Origin of the sequence: Bacteroides sp. HMSC067B03 (assembly GCF_001811315.1) — a bacterium.
Classification (GTDB): Bacteria; Bacteroidota; Bacteroidia; order Bacteroidales; family Bacteroidaceae; genus Bacteroides; species Bacteroides faecis.
The window spans coordinates 147,521-165,255 of record NZ_KV804369.1 but is presented as its reverse complement, the minus strand read 5'-3'; the positions used below and the strand labels follow the sequence as shown (position 1 = coordinate 165,255).

Here is a 17,735-nt window from a genome sequence, read left to right as displayed (position 1 = left end):
GGTTGGAGCAAGGCGTTGCTCCTTTTTTTATGTCCGTACTTCATCTTCTACCTAAGATCAATGTTATATACTTGAAATTATTTTCTACTTTTGTGAGAATAAATACAGAAAACCATACTTTTAAGCCCAAACGTATTCAGATGACTGAAACGAACGATAACATAAAAAATAACCCATGAAGAATATACTGATCATCGGTGCAAACGGATTCACCGGACGCCAGATACTGAATGACTTATCAAATAAGGAACAATATAACGCAACAGGATGCTCCCTGCATCCGGACATCCTTCCAAATGGTGACGGTAAATATCATTTCGTCACAACAGACATACGGGATGAAGCAGCTATCAAGCATCTCTTTAAAGAAGCACAACCCGATGCAGTCATCAATTGCTCTGCCTTATCCGTCCCCGATTATTGTGAAACACATCATGAAGAGGCTTATCTTACAAACGTTACAGCAGTAGAGCAATTGGCATATCTCTGCGAAATATACAAAAGCCGATTCATCCACTTATCTACAGATTTTGTTTTTGACGGAAAGATAGATGAAAATTCCGGGCAACTTTATACAGAAGAGAGCCTCCCCGCTCCGGTCAACTATTACGGTTTCACCAAATGGAAAGGAGAGAATAGGATTGCCGAAATCTGCAGTAACTACGCCATTGTTCGTGTAGAGATTGTCTACGGGAAAGCACTGCCGGGACAACATGGAAATATTGTACAGCTCGTAATGAATCGTTTGAATGCAGGGCAAGAGATCCGTGTGGTGTCCGACCAATGGCGCACCCCTACCTATGTCGGTGACGTATCGGACGGAGTGCAACGTCTGATAGAGAACACTGCCAATGGTATTTTTCATATCTGTGGCGATGAATGTATGACCATTGCGGAAATTGCTTTCCATGTAGCGGACTGCATGAAACTGGACCGCTCACTTATCCATCCTATTACAACCAAAGATATGAAAGAAGCAACTCCCCGCCCCCGCTTTAGTGGGATGAGCATTGCAAAAGCCCGTACAATACTTGGCTACCGGCCACGTATGCTAAAAGAGATTCTCATGGAATGGGATAATTAACCGATACACAACCTTTCCCTTTTTAATTATTGCATATTTATTTTGAAAATATGCAATAACTTCTTATCTTTGCACCCAAATTAAGAAGTATAATAATGAATCAAACATTACAATTACATAACGCCACTATATTCCATGCGGAAATTCCCAATTTCTGCACGTCTTGTTGCGTGCATGTACATTGGTTCAGCGGATTCATCTAAATTCCCCTTCCCCATTTTTACTCAAACGGCCTACTGATTTATTCATTATTCACAGGCAGTACTTTCATCTGATTTTCAATAAGATGTGTATCTTTTTGGGGATTATCCATGCTATTTGTTAATTGTTTAACCTAACCAAATAAAATATATTACAATATGTTCTCTATTATATCTACCATGTTTTTGGGAATCGGCATCGGCTACGGATTGCGTAACTGGGCTATTTTGCAAAAGACAGAAAAGACCATTTCTCTTACCATATTCCTGTTACTCTTTATCCTTGGAGTGTCCATCGGTTCCAATAGTCTGATTGTGAACAATCTCGGTAAGTTTGGATGGCAAGCAATCATTCTTGCCGTATCCGGCGTATTAGGGAGCTTGCTTGCTGCCCGACTTGTATTACAACTATTTTTCAAGAAAGGAGGTAAACAATGAAAGGAAGTCTCATCGTTATTGTTTTTTTCTGTGTAGGCTGCATCATGGGAGTTTTTAATAAATTCCAATTTGATACGCACACCGTTTCCATGTACATACTATACGCATTGATGCTGCAAGTAGGAATCAGTATCGGTTCTAACAAAAATCTGAAAGCGATCATCTCACATTTACACCCGAAAATGCTGTTGATCCCACTAGGAACCATCACCGGTACCTTACTGTTTTCTGCCTTAGCAAGTATTTTGCTAAGCCAATGGAGTGTATTCGACTGTATGGCAGTGGGAAGCGGATTCGCATACTATTCACTGTCTTCCATCCTGATTACCCAGTTTAAAGAACCGACCATCGGAATACAGCTGGCTACAGAGCTAGGCACAATTGCCCTGCTCACCAATATCTTCCGTGAAATGATGGCACTTCTGGGCACACCGCTCATCAAGAAGTATTTCGGGAAGCTAGCTCCTATTTCAGCAGCCGGTGTCAATTCAATGGATGTATTATTACCTTCTATCAGCAGATATTCAGGAAAAGAAATGATTCCTATTGCTATTTTACATGGTATTCTGATCGATATCAGTGTGCCTGTATTCGTCTCTTTCTTCTGTAACCTATAACCTGTAACTCACTATACAGGCATCCCCCTCTCTTACTCCTGTCAATTTCAAAACCGGAAATAAGAAAGGGGGATATCTCTTTAAATGATTTTATTAATGTCCCGCAGCCGCCAACACAAAGCGAATATCAGCATAAGAGACTTCATCTCCCAATGCGGCTTTAATAGCTACCACGCCCATAAATTCATGTGTTTCCAGATAATTCCGAACCTTCTTTATCTTATCAGCCGACACTACCTGCTCTAACTTTATTTTATTCTCACGGAGATAATGCTCCAAATGAGTAGCAATCGTCCCGGTCACCAGATCACGGGCTTTGGCTATCTCTTCGATCGTCATCCCCTGACAGAACATTTCGTAGCTCACCAGCTTTGTATCTTTCTTCTTCTCCTTTTGTCTCTCCTTTTTCTCCTGATGTTGCGCTGCCAACTTCTGCTCCCGTGCATTCTCTTCATTCGAAACAGAAGAAAATATCTCCGGTCGTTCCAGGTTATTCTCTTTCATGTATTTACGTACGATACCCAGAATTTCAAGCCCGTACTTCTCCACCCCTTTCGCTCCGAAATAAGGAATCGCTTCCAAAGCTCCCGGTGTATCAGGCAATAGATTTACAATACCCATCAGTGCCTTTTGCTGCATGATCACATAAGCCGGCATACTCACTTCACGTGTCTTTGCCGTCCTCCATTCCGACAGAGCACGATACAGTTCCGGATGCAAAATATCCGTCGGAACCTCCACTTTTACCTTTCCGGAATTGCCTCGGGTACGCTCCTTGCGCTCTCTTTTCTCCTTCGGAGCTTTGGCAGAAGAACCGGAAGAAGCAGTATCTCCTTCAAGACTCAACATCACTTTTGCTTTCCGTTTCAGATAGCCCGTGACAGTAAAAGCCTCTGTCTGCATCGCCTCCAAGAGAGACTCCTTAATCCATAAAGCATCATCCAATGCCTGCAAACGCTCATTTAGTTGCTTCCGCAATTCTTTATTGTCAAGAGGCATGCTCGTCTTATCATACAACTCACGGACAGGCTCTAACTCTTTACGGAAGTAGGCAGCTCCCGAGCAAATCCGCTGCTGCAATTCCTGATTTGTCGCATAATCCTCCCCTTCATTGATCAGACGCGTATACTGATTGCGGAAACGCTGGGAAACCTCCACTACTCTTTCCTTCACGTGAGAAGCCAATGCTTTATATTCGGCAAGCTGCTTCGGATAAAGTTTATAAAGGTCCTCATCCATTAAACGGAGCAATCGCTTGTATGCCTGATCCAATGAATAAAAGTTAAACAAATCACTCAGCAAATCATAAAAATATGCTTTCTGCATATCATTCAGTTGCTTGCTTCCCGGTTTATTCTGTTCCACATTCTTCGTAAAATCATCTACAATACGGTCACTGATTATCGCTTCTCTGCGCAAAGGAGTTTCCAGTACCATTCCTTCCAAGGTCTTGCAACGGCTCAACGCTACATACGTTTGGCCATGTGCAAAAGAGTTACGGGCGTCAATGATGGCCCGTTCAAACGTCAAGCCCTGACTTTTATGAATAGTGATAGCCCATGCCAGACGGATGGGATATTGCCGGAATACTCCTTCTATTTCTTCCGTAATTTCCTTTGTATCTTCGTTCAGCACATATTTATAATTCCCCCATTCTTCGGGCAGCAACTGAAAAACATACGTACTATCTTTTCCGCATACAGTCATCCCCTTTGCATCTACGCTTACCACTTCGCCAATCATACCGTTATAATATCGTTTTTCCGACGAAACATCGTTTTTGAGGAACATAATCTGTGCACCTTCCTTGATGGTCAGCACTTCGTCAGCAGGATACGAGTACTCCGGGAAATTTCCCTCTACCTCAGCCCGAAAGCTATAAGCCCGTCCGGGCAAAGATGCCAGTTCACGGTCATTCACCTGTTGTGCCTGATAGTTATGCGTTGTCAGCCGGATATAGCCTTCCTCCTTCCGGGGATGGAAGCCGGGCTGATAACGGCGGTTCAGTTCATTCAACACTTCATCATCCGCTTTATTCTCGCGTATCTTATTCAGTAAAGAAAGGAAGAAAGTATCACTCTGACGATATACTTTTTTCAGTTCAATCGTCATATATACTGTCTCTCTCAATGCACGGCTGGCAAAGAAGTAAGGTGTCTCATAGTGATTCTTCAGCAACTCCCACTCACTGTCTTTCACCACAGGTGCCAGCTGCTGCAAGTCTCCGATCATCAATAGCTGCACCCCACCAAAGGGCTTTTCACGGTCACGATAACGACGTAAAGCCGCATCCACAGCATCCAGCAAATCTGCACGTACCATACTGATCTCATCGATGACAAGCAGATCCATGCTGCGGATAATATTCCGTTTCTCTTTGCTGAAACGGTAGTGCATCTGGGCAGAATTGAAAGTCGTTTCCGGCACAAACGGCGCAAAAGACAACTGAAAAAAAGAATGAATCGTTACCCCTCCAGCATTGATAGCTGCAATCCCTGTGGGAGCCAATACGACCATACGTTTGGGTGTATGTTCTCTCAGTCGTTTTAGAAATGTAGTTTTTCCAGTTCCGGCTTTTCCGGTAAGAAACAGATGTGTGCCTGTATTTTCAATGAACTGCCAAGCAAGTTGTAGTTCCGGATTATTTTCCATGTCTCCTAAAATTTTCGGTAAAGGTACTGAATAGATTCCAACCACCGAAACTGAACATAAAGAAAACAAAGAGTCAGTAAGAAATATATCCAATTCGCATTCTTAACTATAAAGAATAATTATGTTGGACAGACAAACAAAAAATAGTCCCGGCTTCTTCTCGCTTGAAGAAAACCAGGACCGGATCAAATAAGAACACAAAGTCGTGTCACAGTTATATTAAAGTTATTTTCTTATTTTTGGGGAGACCGATATTCCTTATACCAATTCGTATGTTTCGCACCTCCAGAGTCGGCCCAATCTTTGAAATAAGGGTATTCCGTATCAATATTATGTGTCTCCGTTACCGGAACGAAATCCGACATCGGAATATCAATAGCAAATGGATAAGCTCCTTCACTATCAATGTAATAAGCATCATTACCAGAACCGATAAGCGATGCGTCAGCATAAGCTGTTGCCTCATGCTTGGGCAAATGCACTTCCGTCCGGTTCTTCTGATTTGCAGCATATCCTACGATAATATACGGATTATACACCTTCAGATTCTCTTTATTGAAAGAAGCCTTGTCGAACGTTCTGGTTATCGTATAGGTACCCACTTTCCCTTTAACAGCCTGTTTGACACTCCGGATTCCCTGACCAGTTCCGAGTTATCCGCACTATTTCCAAAGAATTGCATCATACGTTTGGTGAAAACGCCAATATCTTCAGCCCCTACCTTTCCTATGTGAGTAATATAACCGGGATTGGGATTATCATCAATATACTGATGCGATTGATCAACAATGTAAGAAAGCAATCCGCAATTTCCCCACTTACACAATGAGTATAAATTTGCACTGGAATTGATAGTATACGGTACACTACCTTTTGAAAAATTATAGGAGCGGGTTACTGCCTTTGTATTAGCAGATGGAGAGGTGATTTTACTCATATCCAGACTTGCCAAGCCGTCTTTCAAGTCCAGTTTTACGCATCGGGGTACTCCCCAACTTGATGTATACAAATAAATACTTTCTACGGAAGTCGGAATATTCATTTTTCCTTCATACTTTCCGTTTTTGTCTGTGTAGATTTTGAATAAAGCTTCGATTCCTTCTTTTTTAACCGATTCATTATCCACTGTTTCCATCGGATCTTCATCATATACTTCAAGAAGTGCAATGAGTCCCGGTAAGTCATAATTTACGGAAAGCTTCACATCGCCACGTGTTTCAAATCCGAAATATTCGCCAGGGTCCGGTACAGGGTCTTTCCCATAATTAGGATCATATAAATCTTTCTCCATACATCCTGCCAAGAGCCCACTAATAAATGCCGCTGTAGCAATAACACTTGAAATGTTAAACAATCGCTTGTGTGTCATAATCTATATATTTGTTTTGTTAGCTATTAAGACTTGGAACTTCCAAATATATAGATTATTTCACTGCCAGCCTCACAAATATTAAAAACGGAATACTGATTCCGAAAATAGTATTATCATGCAACAGACATTTACTGCATAGAACCACCCACAATATCCAACAATTCGTTTGTAATGGCCTGCTGACGACTCTTATTATATTGCTTCGTCAAATCTTGAATCAGCTCGTTCGCATTGTCCGTAGCCACTTGCATGGCCAATGTACGTGCAGCATGTTCCGAAGCGTTTGAATCTACAGCAGCCGTAAAGAGTTTCTGGCTCAATACCGTCGGAATCAAGTTAGCGATCAGTTCTTCCGCAGAGGGCTCGATGATGTAATCATTCGCTATTTCTCCTCCTTGTACTTCTTCTTCTTTTTCCTTCTCTTCCCCGTCCACTAGGTGTGTCAGGTCGATAGGCAAATAAGTTTCGCGAAGCAGAATCTGTACACCCATTGATTTGAAGTGATGATAAATCAGCTCCACCCGATCTATTTCTCCGGCGATGTACATTTTCATGAGGCGATGTGCCAACTCGGAAGCCTCCTGATACGAAGGTTTGTCAGAAAGCGTCGCAGAAGTTTCCTGTGGTTGGAATCCCAGACGTTTCGCTGCTTCATCCACCTTCTTTCCTACCGGGAATATCAGAATATTGTCCTGTCCCAATGTACGGAACTCACCAACCGTTTGTAGCAACATCTTAATGACATTCGCATTAAAAGCACCACAGAGCGATGTATTCGAAGAAAAGGCAACAATTGCCACCCGCTTCACTTCCCTTGCCTTTATGTAAGGAGATTCAATGGGAAGATCCGCACTCAGGAAGTTGGTCAAAATCTTGTTCAGCTTCCTTTGATAAGGCAACATATTCTCAATGGCTCCTTGTGCCTTATGTAGTTTGGCAGAAGCCACCATCTTCATTGCTGAAGTGATTTTTCGGGTACTCTTTACCGAATTTATTCTGGTTTTTACTTCTTTCAGTGAAGCCATAACTTTTTAAATTAAGAATGAAGAATGAGGAATGAAGAATTTACCGTGCAGTACCCATTTGGGTACTGACCGAAAAGAATAAAGAGGAAGATGGCAACGCTTTGACAGCGCAGCCCATTCTTCATTCTTAATTCTTCATTCTTCATTTCTATAAATATTGTTTGGCAACCATAGCGGCAGTCTCCTCGATAGCCTTGGTCACGTTATCGTCTATCACACCGGTTCTCAAAACATCCAGTACATCTTCCTGATGGTTGAGTTGCAGAGATTCGATGAAGCTGCGTTCGAAGTCCTGTACGTTTTCCAAAGGAACATCGTGGAGCAGACCGTGCGTACCACAATACAGGATAGCAATCTGTTGTTCCACCGGCATCGGGCTGTATTGGGGCTGAATAAGCAACTGAGCGTTCTTACGTCCCTTATCGATGGTCATTGCCGTAATAGGGTCCATATCACTGCTGAATTTGGAGAAAGCTTCCAGTTCACGATACTGCGCCTGATCCATCTTCAATGTTCCGGCCACCTTCTTCATTGCCTTGATCTGGGCGTTACCACCTACACGGGATACAGAGATACCGACGTTGATAGCCGGACGGACACCTTGATTGAACAAGTCCGTTTCGAGGAATATCTGTCCGTCGGTGATCGAAATCACGTTTGTAGGGATATATGCCGAAACGTCTCCTGCCTGTGTCTCGATGATAGGCAGAGCCGTAAGTGAACCACCGCCCTTCACGATGCTTTTCAAACTCTCCGGAAGATCGTTCATCTCGCGCGCCACATCCTCTTCCTTGATAATCTTTGCCGCACGCTCCAACAGACGGGAGTGCAGGTAGAAGATATCACCCGGATACGCTTCACGTCCGGACGGACGGCGAAGAATCAACGAAACTTCCCGATAGGCAACAGCCTGCTTTGAAAGGTCGTCATACACCACCAGCGCATGCCGACCGGTATCACGGAAATATTCACCGATGGCAGCACCTGCAAACGGTGCATAATACTGCAATGCAGCCGGATCACCTGCCGTAGCAGCCACCACAATCGTGTAATCCATCGCACCGTACTCGCGGAGCGTATTGACGATAGAAGCGACCGTAGATCCTTTCTGACCGATAGCCACATAGATACAGTACACCGGATCGCCTGCCAAGAAGTTATTGCGCTGATTGATAATCGTATCAATCGCGATCGAGGTCTTTCCTGTCTGACGGTCACCGATAATCAGCTCACGCTGTCCGCGTCCGATAGGGATCATGGCGTCTACTGCCTTCAAACCGGTTTGTAAAGGCTGGTTCACCGGCTGACGGTAAATCACTCCCGGCGCTTTACGCTCCAACGGCATTTCGTACAGCTCACCACCAATCAGCCCTTTTCCGTCGAGCGGTTCTCCCAACGGGTCGATAACACGTCCCAGCATACCTTCGCCCACACGGATAGAGGCGATGCGCTTGGTACGTTTTACAATAAAGCCTTCCTTGATTCTGTCGGTAGGACCCAGCAAAACGGCACCCACGTTGTCCTCTTCGAGGTTCATCACAATGGCTTTAATGCCGTTGTCAAACTCCAGCAATTCGTTGGCTTCGGCATTCCGCAATCCGTAGATACGTACCACTCCGTCGCTCACCTGGAGCACCGTACCGATCTCGTCAAGCTGCACGTTGGTATTGATTCCTTCGAGCTGCTTGCGCAATATATCGGATACTTCGCTTACTCTTATATTTTCAGACATTATACAATTCTCCTATTCTTATCAATAAACTGTTGTTTCACTCGTTTCAACTGCGTAGCAATGCTTGCATCAAGCCGATAATCGTTGATATCGAAGATGAAGCCCCCTTCTATCGAGGGATCAATCACAGTCTCCAGTTCCATCTGGGCATGCAGAATATGCGCTGCTGCGGAACGGATGCGGTTTTCCGTCTCCTTGTCCACCCGGACAGCCGTAATCAGCTTGCCTACTCCGATGTGTTTCAGTTTCCGGTAGAGGTCCAGGTACATCAGGCTGATAAACTGTAAATAGCCTTCGCGCCTGTTTCGCAGAACCAGCGTAATGAAACGGATAAACTCTCTGCTTGATTTACCGTCACCGTCGGCAGCCGTACATACCAGTACCAACTTATCCTTCATTGAGATGACAGGATTATCAAGCGCCTCACGCAAACCCGGCTGGGTACGAAAGCTGTGAGATAATATGAAGAACTCGTTGTAGAGTCTATCCTCCACACCTTTCTCCTGCGCGTATTCGATCATCGCTTTGGCATATCGCATTGAGAGTACTCCGACTTCCATTTTACTTAGTTCTTATTAGGGGTTAATACTTCATCCAGCATCCGGTCGATCATACCCATCTGGGATTCTTTGTCCTGAAGGTTCTTACGGAGCACCTTCTCGGCGATATCGACAGAAAGCACGGCTACCTGGCGACGGATGTCACGGATAGCTTCGTCTTTCTCTATCTGGATTTGTTGTTTCACTGCGTCAAGCTCCTTTTGCGCAGCTATCTCTGCTTGCTTACGGGCCTCATGAACAATCTTGTCACGTTCTTCCATTGCTTCCTTCAAGATCCGTCCTTGTTCCTTGTTGGCAGCAGCCACAAGCGCCTCGCCCTCCTCCTTCAAATGAGCTAACTGGGCGTTGGCTTCTCTTGCCACCTCCAAGGACTGATCGATATAGGTTTTACGGCCTTCCACCATCTTGATGATGATGGGAAAACCGTATTTTGCCAATATCACGAACACAACCCCGAATGCGACAAACATCCAGAACAACAGGCCACTATCAGGTAATAGTAATGACATAATTTTATTTACAATTTTACAAATTACAATTTACGATTTCGCAGCTGAACATTTCAGCACTGAAATCCATTAGAGGAAGAACACCAACAGACATACCACTACCGCCAACAAAGCCACACCTTCGATCAAGGCGGCGGCGATAATCATATTCATACGGATGTCACCCGAGGCTTCCGGCTGGCGTGCGATAGCTTCCATAGCCGAACCACCAATCTTACCAATACCCAAACCAGCTCCGATTACTGCAAGACCTGCACCGATAGCTGCACCTAATTTACTTACTCCTACTGCTGCTGCAGTGGCTTGTAACAATACTGATAGTAACATAATTTTCAGTTTTAAAATGGTTTATTTTCTCGTTTATTTATTTGCTCTCTATTCGCGTTTGTTCCGTAAATCGTATGTTTTACGTATTCATCGCATTCTATTCTTTTTTATTCAGTTCATTGATCCTCTGCCTTCACCTTTGCGCCTTCCTGTGCCAGTCCGATAAACACTGCCGAAAGCATGGTAAATACGTATGCCTGGATGAAAGCTACCAACAGTTCAAGCGCGTTCATAAAGATGTTGAACAGGACGGAAGCCACCGTCAGCGTACCGTTGAGCGCAGGTCCCATGCTTGCCGATATAAAGATCAGGCAAGTCAGTACCAGCATAGCCATGTGTCCCGCCAGCATATTGGCAAAGAGACGGATCATCAAGGCAAACGGTTTGGTGAAGATGCCGAAGAACTCGATGAAAGGCATCATCGGTACAGGCACTTTCAGCCACCAAGGCACATCCGGCCAGAAGATATCTTTCCAGTAATGCTTGGTTCCGAAGATATTGACTGCAAGGAAGGTACAGATAGCAAGCACCATCGTGATCGCAATGTTTCCCGTCACGTTCGCACCTCCGGGGAAGAACGGAATCAACCCCATGATGTTATTAATGAAAATGAAGAAAAACGCAGTCAGCAGATACGGAGCGAACTTCCGGTAGTTGGGTCCGACACAGCTCTTGATGATATCGTCGTTCACCATCATGATAAACATTTCCATGAATCCGATGAAGCCGCCCGGCGCCAATGCCCCCTGCGGACGTTTCCTGTACCAGTGCGCCACACTCAGCACAATTACCAGCAATAGCACACTGTTGAACAACAGAGCAAACGTCACTTTCGTTATGGAAATATCCCACGGGCGAACCTGCTCTCCGGCTGCATTGTACTCTACCAGCTTGCCTTCATACTTACTTCCTTCGGGAGCAATGGAAAGCCCTTCATACGTGCCGCCATTCTCAGCAAGACGGGAAGAAAGGAACGTGTGCCAACCTGTAGCAGAACTATAAACAATGATAGGTAATGGTATAGTAATGTGCGTTTTACCCCACGTTGTGATATGCCATTCGTATGAGTCGCCAATATGTCCGAACACGATCTCTTTTACATTGACCGTATTCTCCTTCTGCTCCTGCGGGGTCACATCTTCCTGCTGTTCCTGTGCTAAGGCCGGCAGACTGGCTACCGCCATCAGGCAGAGCAGAAATATCGGAGCTACTATGTTACGCAACTGTTTCATTTTTATTCTTATTTTTCTTTTTCCGTTTCAGGTTCACTTCAAAGGAGAAGAAGAACCACGTTTCATATATCAGATACAGCAGATAGAACGAGATAAATGTCAGCAAGAAAGCTCTGGCTTCTTCGCGCACTGCCAGACAATAGATCAGCAGCAGAATCAGCGAAAGAATCATCTTCATCATTTTCATGGCCAGATAGAGCAGCAACATCTTCTGCGGAGCATGCCGCCGACACGCATCGAACATATAAATACTGAACAAACCGAAAATATAGAAATAAACCGGTATAAACGGATATCCTCCGAAATAATGCCCCGGCAGGGCAATATGCAAGATCAGTGCACCCGCCGCTCCGCTCAGTATTGCAAACAGCGTATTCAGCCCGATAAAATTCCGTTTAGTCTTACTAATGTTCACCATGTCATTGTGTTTTTCTGCTGTACGTATAATCTATCTCGTCTTTTCGCTACGAGACGCACACCGAAGCCGCCCCGTCACTCATTTCTACAAAACCACCCTGAATATCCAGTGTATGCTCCTCGTCGTCCATCGTAGTATAAGCCAACGTTCCCGCTTTCAGCGATGAAACGATAGGCGCATGTCCCGGCAGGATAGAAAACGATCCTACCGTTCCCGGCAGTGTGACAATCTTCACTTCTCCGTCGAATACGCTCTTTTCGGGCGATACGATACTCAAATGCAGTTCTTTCATCCTATTCTTTTTTTATTTTTTCGCTTGTTCCAGCAATTTCTTGCCTTTCTCTATCGCTTCTTCAATGGTACCTACATTCAGGAATGCCTGTTCGGGGAGGTAGTCTACTTCACCGTCGAGAATCATTCTGAATCCTTTGATCGTATCTTCGATACCTACCATCACACCCGGAACGCCTGTAAACTGCTCGGCAACGGCAAACGGCTGTGAAAGGAAACGCTGCACACGGCGCGCACGGTTCACTACCAGCTTGTCTTCTTCCGAAAGTTCCTCCATACCGAGAATAGAGATAATATCCTGCAATTCCTTGTTGCGCTGCAAGATCTGTTTCACACGCTGCGCCACATCGTAGTGTTCCTGTCCCACGATGTGCGGGTCGAGGATACGGGAGGTAGAAGCCAACGGGTCGACAGCCGGATAAATACCCAGCTCCGTAATCTTACGGTCGAGCACGGTAGTCGCGTCCAGATGGCTGAAAGTCGTTGCAGGAGCAGGGTCCGTCAAGTCGTCCGCAGGCACGTACACCGCCTGTACGGAGGTGATAGAGCCTTTTCGGGTAGAAGTGATACGTTCCTGCATCGCACCCATTTCCGTGGCAAGCGTCGGCTGATAACCAACGGCGGAAGGCATACGTCCCAACAGAGCCGAAACTTCCGAACCTGCCTGCGTGAAACGGAAAATATTATCAATAAAGAACAGGATATCACGTTTCTCGCCCTCCTTACCGGCATCACGGAAAGACTCCGCCACCGTCAGTCCGGACAATGCCACAGAAGCACGTGCGCCCGGAGGTTCGTTCATCTGACCGAAAATCAAGGATACCTGCGACTTTTCCAGTTCGTTATAGTCTACTTTTGAAAGATCCCAGTCTCCCTTCTCCATACTTTCCTTGAAAGCCTCGCCGTAGCGGATAACGCCCGACTCGATCATTTCACGCAGCAAGTCGTTACCTTCACGGGTACGCTCGCCTACTCCGGCAAATACGGAGAATCCGTTATGTTTCTTGGCAATATTATTGATAAGTTCCTGGATAAGCACTGTCTTTCCTACACCGGCACCGCCAAAGAGTCCGATTTTACCACCTTTGGCATACGGTTCGAGCAGGTCGATTACTTTGATACCAGTGAAGAGTACTTCTTGCACAGTTGTCAAATCTTCAAATTTGGGAGGGTCACGGTGGATGGAATAGGCACCTGTACGATCGAGAGCCTTCATGCCGTCGATAGAGTCACCCACTACGTTCATCAGTCGTCCTTTAATCTGTTCGCCTATCGGCATCGTGATCGGGCCTCCGGTGGGATACACCTTCATGCCGCGCTGTAGTCCGTCGGTACTGTCCATAGCCACGGTACGAACCGTATTTTCGCCGATGTGTTGCTGAACTTCTACAACCAGTATTTTGCCGTTTGGCCTCTTTATCTCCAGTGCGTCGTGAATGCTTGGCAGCATTAACTCTGCATCCGAGCCTTCAAAGTACACGTCAACCACAGGACCGATTACCTGTGAGATATGTCCGATAATCTGTGACATAAGCAATCTTTATTTATATTATTCTTTCTTTTCCTATCGAATTTAGTAGCATGACAAGGAACGTTTCGCGTTTTATCTACTTTAATCTATTATACTAAACAGTTAAATTTAGCTTTTGTTCAATCACGCCCTATTTCTTTTTAACATTTTCTTTTTTACAACTGCTTTCCACGTTTTACAGATGTTTTACAGGCATTCTACAACCGCTTTGCAGGCGTTTCAAAGAAATGGTTAAATAAACAACTGCGCAAATGTAGAAACAAATTGGCATCGTTGTTCTTCCTTTTTCATTATTTGTCGTTCAATAACACTTATTAGACCAACAATGGCTACAAACACACCAATACAGACCTGTTTCAATTACGATTACACAGAAAAACACGACTGTTACTTATAAAATATCAGAAAACTACATTTTACCCCTTAGTTTTCTTCTTCAACGGTTATATTCAAACACTTATAGAAGAGATAAAATAGTAGCGCAGACAACTAGTTTTGTGTTCGAGCACAAAAGAAAAACAGCCATTCACGAAGCTTTCCTGACAGTAAACGATTTCAGTCTTCCTCTTCTCTTTTTTCTATTCTTCCTTAACAAAGATAAAAAGTGCATTTGGGGAAAGCTAATTTAAACCATGTGCTGTTGTATGTATGGCAAGCCGGCAAGAGGGTACGTTACTTCAAGAATTTTGCCGCATTGGGAAGAAATGGAAGAAGATAAATAAGCATAAAGTATTCTATGTGATAAAAAAAGAAGAAATTTGCAGCGTTATTAATCCTAAAAATTATGGTAAAAAAAACCTTTTGGCTTTTGCCGAAAAAATCGGCAACTTTACGTTAAACGTAACGATGGTAGATGAAGCAGGTAATCCGTTGACAGCAGATGATATCTCTCAATGTCACCTATCCGGATTCCCCATCTTATTTACTCAAAATGAATTACTTGAAGCACTTGCAAAAGAAATTTTCAAGCAACAGTTTATTTGGAAATCCGTACAGGAGAAAGACATCAAAGAGTGCAACAAAGAAGAACGGATCATCAAACAGATACCGTTGATGCCACGCTGTCCGGACTTGCTGAAACGGCTGTTCCATTGCATCGAAATCCGCGACGAACGCTCTCCGAAGCATGCCATAGCCTACAAGAGCTGTCTGGGAAAACTGGAGGAAATGGTGAAAGACCAATGGGACGATTGGAATAGAGAACAGTCAAAATAGTCGATGTGGTAAGAAAAACGAAAGTTGTATTTTTGCAGCCGGAAGCCCGTGATAACTACACCACCCGCTTCCGGCAACTAAAATATTTGATTTTAAATGAGAAAGTTCATGTACCAAGTGTCACTGTTTACCAACACTTGGAGTAAATCTTCCACAGCTATTTCCATAGAAGATTTTTTCGCAATGGTGCGCAACGGATATTGGAAAGTGCCCGTAGAAGGCCACCGCAATTGTTTGGCAAAAGACCGCAAACACGATGCACAAACCATCAAAGACAGCATGGCATGCGTCATCCCCGCAGGCGTATGCCACAAGGGACACGCAAAAAACAACCTTACCTCCCTATCACTCGCACTCTGCATCGACATCGACCATACGGACGAACAGACAAAGGATATTTTCGTACGTGCCTGCCTGCTCGAATATGTGCTGGGAGCGTTTATCAGCATTTCCGGACGTGGGGTAAAGCTGTTTATTCGTATAGAAATCGACGGAGCAAATGATTATCCTGCCATTTACGAAGCAACGGCAAAGCTCGTTTCCATCGTTCTCGGTGTAGAGACTGACGGAAAATGCAAGGATATCACTCATCCTTGTTTCGGTTCCTACGACCCGGAAGCATACTACAACGGTGACGCAAAGGCCGTCAACGGCTTTCTGCCGAACGGTGCGCTCACTCCACGCATCACCCACACTCCCGACACTTCCAGTTCTGACACCACCTACACTCCCGTCTCTTTCTCCAACGGACATCCGCCTGCAAAGGCGGGCAACCGGATTTCTGCCGTTCCCTTCGTACAGTCATACCTCACCCTCTACCCTGCCGCAACGGGCGACCGGAACGGAACCGTTTTCCGGCTCAGTTGCGCTGCCTGCAAACGCGGCATCGAACGTAACGAACTGACCACCGAATTGGTTCGCACCCTGGAAGAAGACAACTTCCGCGAATCCGAAATCGCACGTACTGTAAAATCAGCTTACCAGAATGTAATGACTGCGGAAGAGACGGAAAGTTTCGAAAATCCTCCGTCAAATTCCAGTAAAGTCCAAAAGTCCCCTATAGGATTTTCAGAAAACGAAAATCCGGCAGAAAAGGAGGATGAAATCATCGGAGAAGAGCTCAGAGAACATACTCCGACCTTTCCTGGCGAAATTTACGATTTCATTCCCGCCATCTTTAAAGAGTGCGTCTCCATCGCAAGAGACGAGCGTGAAAGGGACGGACTATTGTTGTCATGCATTACCACTATAAGCAGTATGCTCCCCAGCGTAAACATCCGCTACAACCGACGAAATTATCAGCCGAACATCTACTGCATCGTCGTAGCTTCCTCCGGTGCCAACAAGAATCTCATCGGCTACGGAATCCGCCTGCACAAGCACTACTGTGAGTATTGGGAGAAGCAAAGCCTGAAGATCGAAAAGGAATACAAGAAAGCACTCAGAGACTACACCCTCTCCTTGCAGGCGGCACGCAAAAAGAATACTGCCGCCACTAACCTGCCGGACGAACCGGAGGAACCGAAGCTGGCATTTCCGCTTATCCCTGCCGACATCAGCCGGGCGCAGCTCATCACTCACCTCATCAACAACCAAAGTTGTTCTTCCCTGCTCACCAGTACCGAAGCCAGCAGCGTCAGCACAGCCCGCAACCAAGATTACGGGCACTTCGACGACATCCTCTGCAAGGCATTCGAGCACGAGCTGATCAGTTCGTCTTACAAGATCAACGGACGACATCCGCTGAAAGTCGAATATCCCTCCCTGTCGGCTTTTCTCACCGGCACTCCCTCCAGTCTCATTCTATTCATCCCAACCATGGAGACAGGACTGTACAACCGCTTTCTGATCAATACCTTCAGACTTCCGGCGGCATGGCAGGATGTGTTTGCAGAGGAAAAGGTGCGTGCAGACGATCTCTTTAACGAGTTGTCCATGCGCTTCGCACAGATGGCTTTATTCCTGAAAGATTCTCCTACGGAAGTAAAGCTGACAGATACACAGAAAAGAGAGTTCAACCGGGTTTTCACACAACTGCTCAAAGATACGGACCTGCTAGGTAATGATGACCTGCTGGGTGTGGTGAAACGTTATGGAGTGATAACGGCACGCATCTGCTGCATTTTCTCCGCCATCGACAAAGCAACCATGAGAATGGAAGTGCCCGAAATATACTGCTCGGACGAGCATTTCAAAGCGGCGCTCGCCATCGTGCTGTGTTGCTTCGAACATAGCAAACTGGTCAGTACTTCGGTAAAAAGCTCTGCCGAAGATACAAAACCGCTACAATCGCCCGATAATCTCTCGCGACTTCTGGCGAAACTCAAAAAGAGTTTTTCAGCCCAAGAAGCATGTACTTCGGGAGAGGAATTGAACCTCTCAAGAAGCACCGTTTATTACTTATTAAACAAAGGCATTAAAGCAGGGAGAATCAGCAAATTAGCTCACGGTTCGTATATTCTGAAAATCTAATATGGATTTTCCGGACTTTACTGGACTTTGAAATAAGCCCTATCAGCAAATCAGGATTAG

General features: G+C 45.1%; 17 protein-coding genes. 5 read left to right on the top strand and 12 right to left on the bottom strand.

Translation table 11 applies throughout. The features are described from left to right. The first annotated feature begins 175 nt into the window (after nucleotides 1–175). From HMPREF2794_RS15730 to HMPREF2794_RS15720, 3 genes are all read left to right on the top strand, one after another. A complete protein-coding gene (locus tag HMPREF2794_RS15730; RefSeq protein ID WP_055269443.1) occupies nucleotides 176–1,084 on the top strand; it encodes an SDR family oxidoreductase in 909 nt (302 codons plus the stop codon). A gap of 359 nt (nucleotides 1,085–1,443) precedes the next feature. Further along, a complete protein-coding gene (locus HMPREF2794_RS15725; RefSeq protein WP_070751848.1) occupies nucleotides 1,444–1,722 on the top strand; it encodes a LysO family transporter in 279 nt (92 codons plus the stop codon). Then, nucleotides 1,719–2,339, top strand: a complete 621-nt coding sequence (locus HMPREF2794_RS15720) for a LysO family transporter (protein WP_008761396.1) — start codon at nucleotides 1,719–1,721, stop codon at nucleotides 2,337–2,339. Before HMPREF2794_RS15725 ends, HMPREF2794_RS15720 begins: the two co-directional genes overlap by 4 nt. 93 nt (nucleotides 2,340–2,432) lie before the next feature. Here the strand turns inward: HMPREF2794_RS15720 and HMPREF2794_RS15715 are convergent, their stop codons facing one another. From HMPREF2794_RS15715 to atpD, 12 genes are all read right to left on the bottom strand, one after another. Continuing rightward, a complete protein-coding gene (locus HMPREF2794_RS15715; protein ID WP_010538181.1) occupies nucleotides 2,433–4,991 on the bottom strand; it encodes a helix-turn-helix domain-containing protein in 2,559 nt (852 codons plus the stop codon). A 233-nt stretch (nucleotides 4,992–5,224) separates the two neighbouring features. Continuing rightward, nucleotides 5,225–5,593, bottom strand: a complete 369-nt coding sequence (locus tag HMPREF2794_RS29950) for an LruC domain-containing protein (RefSeq protein ID WP_022300873.1) — start codon at nucleotides 5,591–5,593, stop codon at nucleotides 5,225–5,227. Further along, on the bottom strand, nucleotides 5,575–6,360 hold the full coding sequence (locus tag HMPREF2794_RS15710; protein WP_022300872.1) for a hypothetical protein: 786 nt from the start codon (nucleotides 6,358–6,360) through the stop codon (nucleotides 5,575–5,577). Before HMPREF2794_RS15710 ends, HMPREF2794_RS29950 begins: the two co-directional genes overlap by 19 nt. Nucleotides 6,361–6,491: 131 nt before the next feature. After that, the gene (locus HMPREF2794_RS15705) at nucleotides 6,492–7,388 is read right to left on the bottom strand and encodes a F0F1 ATP synthase subunit gamma (RefSeq protein ID WP_010538182.1); all 897 of its coding nucleotides are present in this window, start codon (nucleotides 7,386–7,388) and stop codon (nucleotides 6,492–6,494) included. A 148-nt stretch (nucleotides 7,389–7,536) separates the two neighbouring features. Next, nucleotides 7,537–9,120, bottom strand: a complete 1,584-nt coding sequence (atpA, locus tag HMPREF2794_RS15700) for a F0F1 ATP synthase subunit alpha (protein ID WP_010538183.1) — start codon at nucleotides 9,118–9,120, stop codon at nucleotides 7,537–7,539. Further along, nucleotides 9,120–9,680, bottom strand: a complete 561-nt coding sequence (locus HMPREF2794_RS15695; RefSeq protein ID WP_010538184.1) for a F0F1 ATP synthase subunit delta — start codon at nucleotides 9,678–9,680, stop codon at nucleotides 9,120–9,122. The genes atpA and HMPREF2794_RS15695 overlap by 1 nt, the downstream gene beginning before the upstream one ends. A gap of 5 nt (nucleotides 9,681–9,685) precedes the next feature. After that, a complete protein-coding gene (atpF, locus tag HMPREF2794_RS15690) occupies nucleotides 9,686–10,189 on the bottom strand; it encodes a F0F1 ATP synthase subunit B (protein WP_008761391.1) in 504 nt (167 codons plus the stop codon). A 69-nt stretch (nucleotides 10,190–10,258) separates the two neighbouring features. Then, nucleotides 10,259–10,516 carry an ATP synthase F0 subunit C gene (atpE, locus tag HMPREF2794_RS15685; RefSeq protein WP_004295758.1) on the bottom strand — a complete coding sequence of 86 codons (258 nt, stop codon included), beginning with the start codon at nucleotides 10,514–10,516 and terminating at the stop codon, nucleotides 10,259–10,261. A 116-nt stretch (nucleotides 10,517–10,632) separates the two neighbouring features. Then, entirely contained in the window at nucleotides 10,633–11,748 is a 1,116-nt protein-coding gene (gene atpB / locus HMPREF2794_RS15680) for a F0F1 ATP synthase subunit A (protein WP_010538185.1), read from the bottom strand. Next, the gene (locus HMPREF2794_RS15675; RefSeq protein WP_010538186.1) at nucleotides 11,732–12,166 is read right to left on the bottom strand and encodes a hypothetical protein; all 435 of its coding nucleotides are present in this window, start codon (nucleotides 12,164–12,166) and stop codon (nucleotides 11,732–11,734) included. Before HMPREF2794_RS15675 ends, atpB begins: the two co-directional genes overlap by 17 nt. A gap of 46 nt (nucleotides 12,167–12,212) precedes the next feature. Further along, complete coding sequence (gene atpC / locus HMPREF2794_RS15670; protein WP_010538187.1) at nucleotides 12,213–12,458, bottom strand: ATP synthase F1 subunit epsilon; 246 nt, start codon at nucleotides 12,456–12,458, stop codon at nucleotides 12,213–12,215. Nucleotides 12,459–12,470: 12 nt separating this feature from the next. Further along, a complete protein-coding gene (gene atpD / locus HMPREF2794_RS15665; RefSeq protein WP_055269438.1) occupies nucleotides 12,471–13,988 on the bottom strand; it encodes a F0F1 ATP synthase subunit beta in 1,518 nt (505 codons plus the stop codon). A gap of 738 nt (nucleotides 13,989–14,726) precedes the next feature. On the opposite strand from atpD, the gene HMPREF2794_RS15660 reads away from it, so the two are divergent. Both HMPREF2794_RS15660 and HMPREF2794_RS15655 read left to right on the top strand, forming a co-directional pair. After that, a complete protein-coding gene (locus HMPREF2794_RS15660) occupies nucleotides 14,727–15,203 on the top strand; it encodes a hypothetical protein (RefSeq protein ID WP_224207167.1) in 477 nt (158 codons plus the stop codon). Between the two features lie 96 nt (nucleotides 15,204–15,299). Further along, complete coding sequence (locus HMPREF2794_RS15655; RefSeq protein ID WP_081030816.1) at nucleotides 15,300–17,675, top strand: DUF3987 domain-containing protein; 2,376 nt, start codon at nucleotides 15,300–15,302, stop codon at nucleotides 17,673–17,675. The last annotated feature ends 60 nt before the right edge of the window (nucleotides 17,676–17,735 follow it).

Bases quoted from the DNA above. Each gene is read 5' to 3' on its own strand.
- HMPREF2794_RS15730 (WP_055269443.1), top strand. From the start codon at position 176: ATGAAGAATATACTGATCATCGGTGCAAACGGATTCACCGGACGCCAG.
- HMPREF2794_RS15725 (WP_070751848.1), top strand. From the start codon at position 1,444: ATGTTCTCTATTATATCTACCATGTTTTTGGGAATCGGCATCGGCTAC.
- HMPREF2794_RS15720 (WP_008761396.1), top strand. From the start codon at position 1,719: ATGAAAGGAAGTCTCATCGTTATTGTTTTTTTCTGTGTAGGCTGCATC.
- HMPREF2794_RS15715 (WP_010538181.1), bottom strand. From the start codon at position 4,991: ATGGAAAATAATCCGGAACTACAACTTGCTTGGCAGTTCATTGAAAAT.
- HMPREF2794_RS15710 (WP_022300872.1), bottom strand. From the start codon at position 6,360: ATGACACACAAGCGATTGTTTAACATTTCAAGTGTTATTGCTACAGCG.
- HMPREF2794_RS15705 (WP_010538182.1), bottom strand. From the start codon at position 7,388: ATGGCTTCACTGAAAGAAGTAAAAACCAGAATAAATTCGGTAAAGAGT.
- atpA (WP_010538183.1), bottom strand. From the start codon at position 9,120: ATGTCTGAAAATATAAGAGTAAGCGAAGTATCCGATATATTGCGCAAG.
- HMPREF2794_RS15695 (WP_010538184.1), bottom strand. From the start codon at position 9,680: ATGGAAGTCGGAGTACTCTCAATGCGATATGCCAAAGCGATGATCGAA.
- atpF (WP_008761391.1), bottom strand. From the start codon at position 10,189: ATGTCATTACTATTACCTGATAGTGGCCTGTTGTTCTGGATGTTTGTC.
- atpE (WP_004295758.1), bottom strand. From the start codon at position 10,516: ATGTTACTATCAGTATTGTTACAAGCCACTGCAGCAGCAGTAGGAGTA.
- atpB (WP_010538185.1), bottom strand. From the start codon at position 11,748: ATGAAACAGTTGCGTAACATAGTAGCTCCGATATTTCTGCTCTGCCTG.
- HMPREF2794_RS15675 (WP_010538186.1), bottom strand. From the start codon at position 12,166: ATGGTGAACATTAGTAAGACTAAACGGAATTTTATCGGGCTGAATACG.
- atpC (WP_010538187.1), bottom strand. From the start codon at position 12,458: ATGAAAGAACTGCATTTGAGTATCGTATCGCCCGAAAAGAGCGTATTC.
- atpD (WP_055269438.1), bottom strand. From the start codon at position 13,988: ATGTCACAGATTATCGGACATATCTCACAGGTAATCGGTCCTGTGGTT.
- HMPREF2794_RS15655 (WP_081030816.1), top strand. From the start codon at position 15,300: ATGAGAAAGTTCATGTACCAAGTGTCACTGTTTACCAACACTTGGAGT.